At 33.1% G+C, this 11599-nt stretch carries 8 protein-coding genes; 4 read left to right on the top strand and 4 right to left on the bottom strand.

Annotated elements, in window-relative coordinates; translation table 11 throughout:
* Nucleotides 1–333 precede the first annotated feature (333 nt).
* On the top strand, nucleotides 334–1323 hold the full coding sequence (locus HMPREF2647_RS08570; protein ID WP_017175195.1) for a LysM peptidoglycan-binding domain-containing protein: 990 nt from the start codon (nucleotides 334–336) through the stop codon (nucleotides 1321–1323).
* A 230-nt stretch (nucleotides 1324–1553) separates the two neighbouring features.
* On the opposite strand, the gene HMPREF2647_RS08565 is transcribed toward HMPREF2647_RS08570, so the two are convergent.
* A complete protein-coding gene (locus tag HMPREF2647_RS08565; RefSeq protein ID WP_048762529.1) occupies nucleotides 1554–1832 on the bottom strand; it encodes a hypothetical protein in 279 nt (92 codons plus the stop codon).
* Nucleotides 1833–1982: 150 nt separating this feature from the next.
* Here HMPREF2647_RS08565 and HMPREF2647_RS08560 point away from each other — a divergent pair, with 150 nt between their 5' ends.
* On the top strand, nucleotides 1983–2366 hold the full coding sequence (locus tag HMPREF2647_RS08560; protein WP_017175197.1) for an NUDIX hydrolase: 384 nt from the start codon (nucleotides 1983–1985) through the stop codon (nucleotides 2364–2366).
* Nucleotides 2367–2432: 66 nt separating this feature from the next.
* On the opposite strand, the gene HMPREF2647_RS08555 is transcribed toward HMPREF2647_RS08560, so the two are convergent.
* The 3 genes from HMPREF2647_RS08555 to gltC all read right to left on the bottom strand — a co-directional run bounded on the left by HMPREF2647_RS08555 (nucleotide 2433) and on the right by gltC (nucleotide 5370).
* Nucleotides 2433–3239, bottom strand: coding sequence for a YibE/F family protein (locus tag HMPREF2647_RS08555; RefSeq protein ID WP_017175198.1), 807 nt, complete (start codon nucleotides 3237–3239; stop codon nucleotides 2433–2435).
* Nucleotides 3236–4357: a YibE/F family protein gene (locus HMPREF2647_RS08550; RefSeq protein WP_017175199.1), complete on the bottom strand. Its 1122-nt coding sequence runs from the start codon at nucleotides 4355–4357 to the stop codon at nucleotides 3236–3238. The genes HMPREF2647_RS08555 and HMPREF2647_RS08550 overlap by 4 nt, the downstream gene beginning before the upstream one ends.
* A 116-nt stretch (nucleotides 4358–4473) precedes the next feature.
* Complete coding sequence (gene gltC, locus HMPREF2647_RS08545) at nucleotides 4474–5370, bottom strand: glutamate biosynthesis transcriptional regulator GltC (RefSeq protein WP_070859946.1); 897 nt, start codon at nucleotides 5368–5370, stop codon at nucleotides 4474–4476.
* A 150-nt stretch (nucleotides 5371–5520) separates the two neighbouring features.
* On the opposite strand from gltC, the gene gltB reads away from it, so the two are divergent.
* Nucleotides 5521–10029, top strand: a complete 4509-nt coding sequence (gene gltB, locus HMPREF2647_RS08540; protein ID WP_070813169.1) for a glutamate synthase large subunit — start codon at nucleotides 5521–5523, stop codon at nucleotides 10027–10029.
* Between the two features lie 18 nt (nucleotides 10030–10047).
* Nucleotides 10048–11511, top strand: a complete 1464-nt coding sequence (locus HMPREF2647_RS08535) for a glutamate synthase subunit beta (protein WP_017175202.1) — start codon at nucleotides 10048–10050, stop codon at nucleotides 11509–11511.
* The last annotated feature ends 88 nt before the right edge of the window (nucleotides 11512–11599 follow it).

Genomic DNA, 11599 nt, shown 5'->3' with positions numbered 1-11599 from the left:
TTTTTTTATATCATTTTCAATAGTATCATAAATTTTTGATTAAATATAATCACATTAAAAAAATCCTTATTTGCGTTATGCAATAATTAGACTAAAGAAATTGATTTTTATAAAGTTTTAAATTTATAAGTATCGTACTAAAATTTCATCATTATGTAATCAAATTGAAATGGAATATTATGATGAAATATATTAATTTATATAAGTAGACTACTTGAGTAGAAAAAATTAAAGTTAAAGCACTAGAATTAACGTAATAAAACTAAGCGTTAATACAACAATTGTCATGAGGACATGTCAAAGATAAGCATAAAATTAAGGAGGCGCTTATTTATGAATAAAAAAGTTCTTGCAACAGCAATTATTGGAACTGGGGCATTTAGTACAATATTTGCACATCAAGCAGAAGCAGCAACAACTCACACCGTAAAAAGTGGAGAATCATTATGGTCTATTTCAAATCGCTATGGTATAACAATAGCTAAATTAAAATCATTAAATGGTTTGACATCAAATCTTATTTTTCCAAATCAAGTATTAACTGTTTCAGGCTCTAGTTCATCCCATTCTTATAGTAATAACTCAAGCAGTACATATACAGTAAAAAGTGGAGATAGTTTATCATCAATTGCTAGTCGCTATGGTACAACGTACCGCCATATTATGGAATTAAATGGACTTCATAGCTTTTTAATTTTTCCAGGTCAAACATTAAAAGTTTCAGGGACAGCACGTTCGAGTAGCCACACACAAAGTAGCTCAAATTCATCTAGTTCTTCAAGCTACTATACTGTGCGTTACGGTGATTCATTATCGGGCATCGCTTGGAAATATAATACGACATATCAAAATATTATGCGTTTAAATGGGTTAAATAATTTCTTTATTTACCCAGGTCAAACATTACGCGTAAGCGGCACAGCATCATCAAGTAGTAATACAAATAGTACAAGTTCATCATCAAATTATTATTATCATACACCGATTTTTAATCATAGAAATTTATATGATTGGGGTCAATGTACATGGCATGTCTTTAATCGTCGTGCTCAAATCGGTAAAGGTATTAGTACATATTGGTGGAATGCAAATAACTGGGATAATGCAGCTGAAAGAGATGGCTATAGAATTGATTATCATCCTACTGTAGGATCAATTGCTCAATCAGATGCTGGCTACTATGGTCATGTTGCATTTGTAGAACGCGTCAATAGTAATGGAAGTATTTTAGTATCTGAAATGAACTTTAGTGCAGGTCCAGGAATTTTAACATATCGTACAATTCCAGCCTATCAAGTTAGACAATATAAATTTATTCATTAGTAAAAAAAATGAAGGAAATGGGACAGAATTCATTTTGAATCCGTCGTCCTACCTTGGCAACGTATCCCTAATTTGCGTTGGACATAGACTTTCTTATTGAAAGTCTTTATGTTGGGAATCCGGGACTAGAATTGAAAAAAGCTTGATACAAGCGTATTTTTACTTCAGTCATCGACTGCCAATATATTAAAAATGCCTAAGACAATTCATTATGTCTTAGGCTCGTTTTTTTATTCGAAATGATAATCTTCTTTCACTTTTCTAAAGCTTGAAGCTAAGCGTGTCACATTAACAATAAATGAGATAAATGATGTGAATTTACGGAATTTACGTGGTGATCTCATAGAAACTATAAAATCGAACACAGTACCCGCTGTGCTAAGTGCTAGTGATAGATAAACTAAATTTTTATTTTTTGCACTATATTTAAGTCCATTATATCCATCCACAATAAATCCTGCTGTACTTACTAAACTAGATAAGCGTGAAAGTTTTGATTGTTTTGCCATCATACAAGACCTCCATAAAAATAAAAAACAAATCTGAATGTTATACCACTCATTAAGAATTTGTCCCAATGTTTGTTTTAATGTATGTTAATATCATACTAAATTAAATTATTTTTTTGAAGTGAGAATATTTTAATAAGGATGAATAGAATGATTAAATGTGTATGTTTAGTGGAAGAAACAGAGGACCAAATTTTACTGGTACAAGTGCGTCACAGAGAAAAATATTATTTTCCTGGTGGGAAAATTGATGAAGGTGAAACGCTCTTAGAAGCTATTCAAAGAGAAATTGAAGAAGAACTACAACTTCATTTTTCTCAAGATGATTTTACATATATTGGAAAAGTGATTGGTGAAGCCTATCCTCAACCAAATACTTTGACCGAATTAAATGGATTTAAGGTTAATCGAAGTATTAATTGGAATGAAGTTCAAATTGATAATGAAGTTACTGATATTCGTTGGTTCAATAAATTTGATACACAATATATCGCACCAGCTGTAATTAAGTGGATTGAAACATTTTCAACATAAGTATTGAATAAATAAAACAGTGACATTTGATGCTTTCAATCATTAAATGCCACTGTTTGGTCTTTACTATTTTATATCTTCGTTTAAGGATGAAGTAGTAATGTGGTGATCTGTTTGTTTAAGTTGATGATATTTAATCAACCGAGCACTAACCCAAGCCGTGATAGGAATACTTAACGCGACTGCAATGCCACCTAATAAGATTGAGATAAACTCTTGAGCAAAAATTTTAGAATTTAAAATATGCCCAAATGAATAATGAAGTTGAAAAAACCAAAAGAATAATGTTAATTGTCCACCAAAATAAGCTAAATAAATTGTATTAGCGGAAGTAGCAAGAATTTCTCTGCCCACACGCATACCAGATTGAAATAATTCTTTACGAGAAAGATTAGGATTGGTTTCATTCAACTCATACATTGGTGAACTTATTGTAATCGTTAAATCTATTACAGCAGCGATGACAGCCAACATAATAGTAAAAACAGAGAATTGTAGCATATTTATATCAATATTCATTGAAAATATATAGGTTTCATCTTGTTGTTCTGTAGCAAAACCTTGTAGATGACCAAATTTTACAGATAAATAGACGCCTATGATAAGAAGCACTGTTGTTACTATCGTTCCGATAAATGCGGCTTGTGTTTTGATATTGTAACTATTTAAAATAAAAAGGTTACAAGCAGCAGTCACAAGACAAAAAGTAAAGGCTATTAGGTAGATTGGCATGCCAAACAGAATGAAAACAATACTAATAATAAGAATAATAAAATTTAAAAATAAAGTGAGATAGGAAATGAGTCCTTTTTTACCGCCAAGCAAAACCATTAAAATAAAAAGTAATAGTGCGAGTAAAAAAATTGTAGTCATCGACTTACTCCTTTCCACTTAAATATAGTGACCATAAGTCCTATGGTTATAGGAATGGTCAATACAATACCGATACCACCAGTCAGTGCACGTGTCATTTCTAGAGACCAGTTCATAGATATTGTGTAAGTAAATGTATTCGCATTTTTTAAGTAAATTAATACCATAGCTAGACTACCTGATAAATATGAAAATAATAAGATATTGGTCATGGTACCCATAATATCTTGGCCAATATGACGTCCAGCTAAAACCCAACGAGCCATTGAAATGTGAGGCGTACGCTGGAGAATTTCGTACATTCCACTAGAAATTGTAATGGCTACATCCATCACCGCTCCTAATGTTCCTATAAGAACAGAAGACATAAAGACATCTTTTGGAGGTAGCGTTAAAAAACTCATTGTTTCATATTTGATGCCATTACCACCTGTAAACTGAATTAATAATTCAGTAATCCCTACACATAAAAACGTTCCAGATAAAGTAGCAACTATCGTAACCCAAGTTCGTTTTTGCCACCCAGTTACTAATACTAATGTAAGAATAGTTGATAAAATAATGGCTATACTCATTAATAAAAATAAATTTGTACCTGAAAAAGTATTATGAATGCCTATGGAAACAATAATAAACGCAGTGTTAAATAGTAGAGATAGAATTGATTGTAACCCTACATTTTTGCCTACAATTAAAAGTGTCACGATAAATATGCCTACAATCGCCACAGTAAGGCCATCGCGTTTTTTTTCTAGAATGGTAGCGTCAGATGGACCTTTTTGTATATGTAATAATACTTTTTCGTTTTTAGCAAATTGCTCTGAATCTGCTTGAGATTTTACAAAATGATTATTAACAGTTGTGATCTCGTTTTTATACTTACCGTTTAGAATGCGTATAGTTAATCGTTGATTATATTTTGTGTCAGTATTATGATGCTCGTCTGTGACTTTTTGACCATGACTTGTTTCGATATTTGTGATTTTACCAATAGGTATTTGATAAAATGAAGCATTAAAAAATGTAAAAATAAATAATCCAATCATTATGAAAGTAACAATAATAATTAGACGATGAGTGTTTTTAATTTTAGAAACATGAAGTGTCTTTATATTCATTAAACCTAAACCTCTTTTTAATTATATAATTTACCCCTTTATTGCAATAAAGTAAATATATGCGTGTTCAAAATGATATTCAATCACATGTTATGTGTTAGTGTTCGTTACAAGACCTAGTGATATGTTGAAACTTTATTTAGCAATGTTTGAATGAGATGAAATAGATTAAAGATATCTACTTTTTTATTGTCTTTTTTAAATACAACACAAAATGAACGTTTTAATTCTGTATGTGATAAAGAGATATCCTCTAATTGTTCAGATGAATGATCCAACGATATATAATCAGGTAAGAGTAGATGGCCACGACGTTGTTTTAATAGATACTGACCAAGAGACTTTGTACTTAGTGTATATATAGGTACTTTAATTACAGATTCTAATCGTTTTTTAATAGAATCAGGAAAATCGTGAAGTGTATATAAAGGATTTTTTTCAAATTGTTTAAGTTGTGTTAAGGGCGGATTAAATGATAAGGCAATAGCATCGTCTTTAGGTACGTATAAATGATATGTTTCTTCATATAAAGACGTAATTGAAAGAGTTGAGTTTGCTTGTAGTTCAGATGTATTCTCAACAATAGCTATATCAATTTTTCCTGAATTTAAATAGTCTACTATCTGAGTATGATTCATTAAACTAGGTATAATGTGACTATCATATTCTCTTTCAAACGTTTGAATAATAGGTGTAATCATATGAGAAGCATAACTTTCTTCAAAACCTAAATTGATATGATGAGCGTTTTTAAGTTGTTCTTGTTGAAAAAGTGCAACTGTTTCATCAAGTTGTTCTAGTATGTGAGTTGCTTGTGTTAGTAACGCTTTACCGTGCGAAGTAAGATATATATTGCGACCTTGTCTATCAAATAATGGGACTTGTAATTCTTTTTCAAGTAAATTGATTTGGCGACTAATTGCAGATTGAGCAATATTAAGTTCCAATGCAGCCTCAGAAATATGTTCACGGCGAGCCACTTCAACAAAGTATCGTAATTGTTTAATTTCCATATTTTACCTCCTTAATCTAAGTATATCGTAAATATTCTAATTATTAGAATGATATCATCTATTTAATATATTGTTCAGATAAATATTTTACATTATATTAATTGTTATTAACAGTAAATTTTCTGAAAATTCTCAAAAGGAGTGGGCATCGTGTTTAAAGATAGACTAAAAAGAGGATTATATGATTACCGTGAGGAACATGATGCATGTGGAATCGGTTTTTATGCCAATATGGATAATTTAAGATCTCACGATATTATTGAAAAGTCATTAGAAATGTTGCGTAGATTAGACCATCGAGGCGGTATTGGAGCTGATGGTATTACTGGTGATGGCGCAGGAATTATGACAGAAATTCCCTTCGAATTTTTTAAAAAACATACTCATTTCGACTTACCTAATGAAGGTGAATATGCGGTAGGTCTTTTTTTCTCTAATCAAAAAGTTTCAGGTACACAGCATGAAACTGTATTTAACCAATACTTTAACGATGAAGGATTGAAAGTAATTGGTTATAGAGATGTACCTGTAGATACACAAGCATTAGCAGAACATGTTGCTTCTACAATGCCTTATGTACAACAAGTGTTTGTAGATTTAAACCAACATGAAACGCCTGTTAAACAGCTTTATTTAGCACGTAAACAAATTGAACAATATGCAGAACGCGAACATTTAGATTTATATTTTACAAGTTTATCTCATAAAACGATTGTCTATAAAGGTTGGTTACGTTCAGATCAAATCAAGACGTTATACCTAGACTTAAACAATGAGGATTATCAATCAAAATTAGGACTTGTTCATTCTAGATTTAGTACGAATACATTCCCTAGTTGGAAACGTGCACATCCTAACCGACTTCTTATGCATAACGGAGAAATTAATACGATTAAAGGTAATGTTAACTGGATGCGTGCTCGTCAACGTCAACTTATTAATACTTTATTTGGTAATGAAAGTGAAAAAATTCAAAATATTGTTGATGAAGACGGAAGCGACTCAGCTATTGTAGATAACGCGTTGGAGTTTTTAAGTTTAGCAATGGAGCCTGAAGAAGCGGCGATGTTACTTATACCAGAGCCATGGTTATATAATAAATCCAATGATGAACATGTACGTGCATTTTATGAATTTTATAGCTATTTAATGGAACCTTGGGATGGCCCAACAATGATTTCATTCTGTAATGGCGATAAAATTGGCGCATTAACGGATCGAAATGGATTACGACCAGGACGCTATACAATCACTAAAGATAATTTTATTGTTTTCTCATCTGAAGTGGGTGTGATTGATGTTCCAGAAGAAAACGTTGCTTTTAAAGGACAATTGAATCCTGGGAAATTATTGCTCGTTGATTTTAACTCTAATAAAGTCATCGAAAATAACGAACTTAAAACTCATATTGCACATAAATATCCTTATAAAGATTGGATTGATCAATACAAGATTGATTTAGAATTAGACGAAGTTCAATATCAACGTCAATTATTAGATGAAGCAACACTGTTTAAAGTACAAAAGCAGTTTGGCTACACTAAGGAAGATATTCATAAATATATGACAGATCTTTTGATAGGAAAAAAAGATCCTATTGGTGCCATGGGGTATGATGCGCCGCTCGCAGTACTAAATGAACGACCAGAATCATTATTTAACTATTTTAAACAACTGTTTGCTCAAGTAACGAATCCACCTATCGATGCTTATCGTGAAAAGATTGTAACAAGTGAGTTATCTTATCTAGGTAGTGAAGGAAATTTACTTCATCCAGAACCGAATGTCTTAAATCGTATACAGCTTACTAAACCGGTTCTTACATTAAATCAATTAGATAAAATTGAACAAAGTAAGTTTAACGTGAAACATTTATCGACCCTGTATCAAGACATTTCACTCGAAGAAGCTTTAAATCATATAGGAGAAGAAGCGATTCAAGCTACAAAAGAAGGTTACACAATTTTAGTGTTAGATGATAGCGCACTTATCAATACAACTCAATCGTTGCATTATGCTATGCCGATGTTATTAGCTGTAAGTCATATTCATCAATTACTTATTAAAGAAGATTTACGTATGAGTACAAGTATTGTTGCTTTATCAGGTGAAACACGTGAAGTGCATCATGTTGCTTGTTTACTTGGATATGGTGCTAATGCAGTCGTTCCCTACTTAGCACAACAAACGATTGCTCATTTAACTGATAGTCATCATCTTGAAGGTTCGATTTCTGAAAATGTTGAAACATATACAAATGTTTTATCAGAAGGCGTTATTAAAGTTATGGCTAAAATGGGTATTTCTACCGTTCAAAGTTATCAAGGCGCACAAATATTTGAAGCAGTAGGCTTATCTCAAAATGTGATTGACACTTACTTTACAGGAACACAATCTAAATTATCAGGATTAAGTATTGAACAAATTGATGAAGAAAATAGAAAACGTCAAAGTAATGAAGAAGAATATCTAGCTTCTGGTAGTAACTTCCAATGGCGTCAACAAGGACAACATCATGTATTTAATCCAACCACGATTCATTTATTACAACATGCCTGTCGTGAAAATGATTACGAGCAATTTAAAACATTTACTAATGCTGTGCATGACAATAGACACGACCATTTACGTGATTTACTAGAATTTAAATCTCAATCATCAATTCCTATTGAGCAAGTAGAATCTGTAGAATCGATTGTAAAACGTTTTAACACAGGTGCTATGAGCTATGGTTCTATTTCTGAGGAAGCACATCAAACTTTAGCAAAAGCGATGAATAAATTAGGAGGAAAAAGCAATAGCGGTGAAGGAGGGGAAAATCCTAAACGATATGTCATTCAAGAAGATGGCAGTTATTTATCAAGTGCGATTAAACAAGTTGCATCAGGACGATTTGGTGTAACTAGTGAGTATTTACAACACGCTAAAGAATTACAAATTAAAGTAGCTCAAGGTGCAAAACCTGGTGAAGGTGGACAACTTCCTGGCACTAAAGTATATCCTTGGATTGCTGAAACACGTGGATCTACACCAGGTATTGGGCTTATTTCTCCACCACCACACCATGATATTTATTCAATTGAAGATTTAGCGCAATTGATTCACGATTTGAAAAATGCAAATAAAGATGCTGATATTGCTGTTAAACTTGTATCTAAAACAGGTATAGGAACGATTGCTTCAGGGGTAGCTAAAGCATTTGCAGATAAAATTGTAGTCAGTGGTTATGACGGTGGTACGGGTGCATCTCCTAAAACAAGTATTCAACATGCCGGATTACCATGGGAGCTTGGTTTAGCAGAAACACATCAAACATTAAAGTTAAATGATTTACGTAGCCGTGTACGTTTAGAAACAGACGGTAAGTTATTAACAGGTAGAGATGTAGCATTAGCGTGTGCATTAGGAGCAGAAGAATTTGGTTTTGCAACTGCACCTCTTGTTGTTCTCGGATGTATTATGATGAGAGTGTGTCATAATGATACTTGTCCAGTAGGAATAGCAACGCAAAATAAAGATTTACGTGCGCTTTATAGAGGTAAAGCGGATCATGTTGTCAATTTTATGCATTTCGTCGCTGAAGAATTAAGAGAAGTTCTCGCGGAACTTGGCTTGAAAACAGTCGAAGAACTAGTAGGACGTACTGACTTATTACAACGTTCTCGTCATATTAATCCTAAATCTAAAGCTGCATCACTTGATATTGAGAAATTACTTCATGCAGTTGATGGACCGAACACAAAAGAAATAGCTCAAAATCATCATTTAGATATTGGGTTCGATTTAAATTATTTATATAAAGAGGCAAAACAAAGTATTGAAAATGGTGAAACATTTAAAGGACAATATACAATTAATAATACTCAACGAAATGTTGGTGTAATTACGGGTAGTTATATTACGAAGCAATATGGTAGTAAAGGTTTACCTGAAGAAACGATTATTGCAGAAACGATGGGCCATGCTGGGCAAAGTTTAGGTGCATTTGCTCCTAAAGGACTATTAATACATCATACTGGAGATGCTAATGACTATGTAGGAAAAGGGTTATCTGGTGGAACAGTTGTTGTGAAAGCACCAAAGCATGCTCGTGAAAATGAAATTATTGCAGGTAATGTATGCTTCTATGGAGCCTCTAGTGGTAAAGCCTATATTAATGGTAGTGCTGGAGAACGTTTCTGTATTCGTAATAGTGGTGTTGATGTAGTTGTTGAAGGAATTGGAGATCATGGTTTGGAATATATGACAGGTGGACATGTTGTTATACTTGGTGATGTTGGCAAAAACTTTGGCCAAGGTATGAGTGGTGGAGTATGTTATATCTTCCCAAGTGATATCGAAGCATTTAAAAAAGCGAACCAACTTCCAACATTAGCATTTAAACGCGTGCAACATGATGAAGAAAAGCAGTTACTTAAATCAATGTTAGAAGAACATTATCGTTATACAGAAAGTACAAAAGCTAAAGATATCTTAAATCAATTTGAGAATGTCACTGAACATGTCATAAAAGTAATTCCAAAAGATTATGAATTAATGATGCAAAAAATCGAGTTACAACATCGTCATTTATCAGAAGATAACGAAGCAAAATTAGCTGCATTTTATGATCATCGCACATCGATTGAAAAAGACTTGCAACCAGCTGTGATTTATTAAAGAAAGGAAGGAAAAGTTATGGGTGAGTTTAAAGGGTTTATGAAATATGAGAAACAATCATTAGCAGAATTGTCACTCATTGAACGTTTAGAAGGACACGAAGCGTTCCAACAACGATTTTCTAGAGAAGAAGCCTCTATTCAAGGGGCAAGATGTATGGATTGTGGAACGCCATTTTGTCAAACTGGACTTCCTTTCGGACGAGAAACAATTGGTTGTCCAATAGGAAATTATATACCAGAATGGAATGATTTAGTGTATCATCAAGACTTTAAAGAAGCATACGAACGTCTAAGTGAGACGAATAATTTTCCTGAATTTACAGGACGTATTTGTCCTGCACCATGCGAGCAATCATGTGTTATGAAAATTAATCGTGATTCTGTAGCAATTAAAGGTATCGAACGCACGATTATTGATGAAGCTTATGACAATGGATGGGTAAAACCAAAATATCCAAAAGAACACAAAAATCAGAGCGTGGCAATTGTTGGAAGCGGTCCTGCGGGATTAGCAGCTGCGGAAGAATTAAATCATTTAGGCTATCAAGTTACGGTCTTTGAAAGAGCAGCTGAGCCAGGTGGTTTATTAATGTATGGTATTCCAAATATGAAGTTAGACAAAACTGTGGTTCGACGTAGAATTGAAATCATGCGTGAAGCAGGTATTACTTTCAAGACAAATACTAATATCGGTGTAGATATAACACGTGATGAATTAGAAGAACAATTTGATGCGATTATATTATGTACTGGTGCTCAAAAAGCACGTGACTTGCCTTTAGAAGGTAGAATGGGACAAGGTATTCACTTTGCTATGGATTACCTTACTGAGCAAATGCAAGTTCTAAATGGTGAGATTGAAGAAGCTTCAATTACGGCTAAAGATAAAAATGTAATTGTTATAGGAGCAGGGGATACTGGAGCAGACTGCGTAGCAACTGCTTTACGCGAAAATTGTAAATCTATTGTACAGTTTAACAAGTATACAAAAGCACCAGAAGAAATTACATTTGAAAGTAACACGTCTTGGCCTTTAGCATTACCTGTATTTAAAATGGATTATGCTCATAAAGAATATGAAGCACGATTTGGAAGAGAGCCTCGTGCATATGGCGTTCAAACTATGCGATATGATGTAGATGCGATTGGTAATATTCGCGGTGTTTATACCCAAATTTTGGAAGAAACACCTGAGGGTATGGTAGTGGTTGATGGTACAGAAAGACACTGGCCAGCAGATTTAGTATTATTATCAATCGGATTTGAAGGAACTGAAACAACAGTACCACGATCATTTGATATTAAAACTAAACAAAATAAAATCGTAGCAAATGAGCAGGATTATCGTACAAATCAAGAAAAAGTATTTGCTGCAGGAGATGCACGTCGTGGACAAAGTTTAGTCGTGTGGGCAATTAAAGAAGGACGAGCTGTAGCTAAATCAGTAGATCAATATCTCAAACAAAAAGTTTTAGCATAATAATATAAAAATATTGACTTCCAATGAATAATATTATATGATGGTTATTGTGTTCATTGGAGGAATACCCAAGTCCGGCTGAAGGGAT

This window comes from Staphylococcus sp. HMSC035D11 (assembly GCF_001836075.1).
Taxonomy (GTDB): domain Bacteria; phylum Bacillota; class Bacilli; order Staphylococcales; family Staphylococcaceae; genus Staphylococcus; species Staphylococcus hominis.
This window is presented reverse-complemented; position numbering and strand designations above follow the sequence as displayed.

Bases quoted from the DNA above. Each gene is read 5' to 3' on its own strand.
- HMPREF2647_RS08570 (WP_017175195.1), top strand. From the start codon at position 334: ATGAATAAAAAAGTTCTTGCAACAGCAATTATTGGAACTGGGGCATTT.
- HMPREF2647_RS08565 (WP_048762529.1), bottom strand. From the start codon at position 1,832: ATGGCAAAACAATCAAAACTTTCACGCTTATCTAGTTTAGTAAGTACA.
- HMPREF2647_RS08560 (WP_017175197.1), top strand. From the start codon at position 1,983: ATGATTAAATGTGTATGTTTAGTGGAAGAAACAGAGGACCAAATTTTA.
- HMPREF2647_RS08555 (WP_017175198.1), bottom strand. From the start codon at position 3,239: ATGACTACAATTTTTTTACTCGCACTATTACTTTTTATTTTAATGGTT.
- HMPREF2647_RS08550 (WP_017175199.1), bottom strand. From the start codon at position 4,357: ATGAATATAAAGACACTTCATGTTTCTAAAATTAAAAACACTCATCGT.
- gltC (WP_070859946.1), bottom strand. From the start codon at position 5,370: ATGGAAATTAAACAATTACGATACTTTGTTGAAGTGGCTCGCCGTGAA.
- HMPREF2647_RS08535 (WP_017175202.1), top strand. From the start codon at position 10,048: ATGGGTGAGTTTAAAGGGTTTATGAAATATGAGAAACAATCATTAGCA.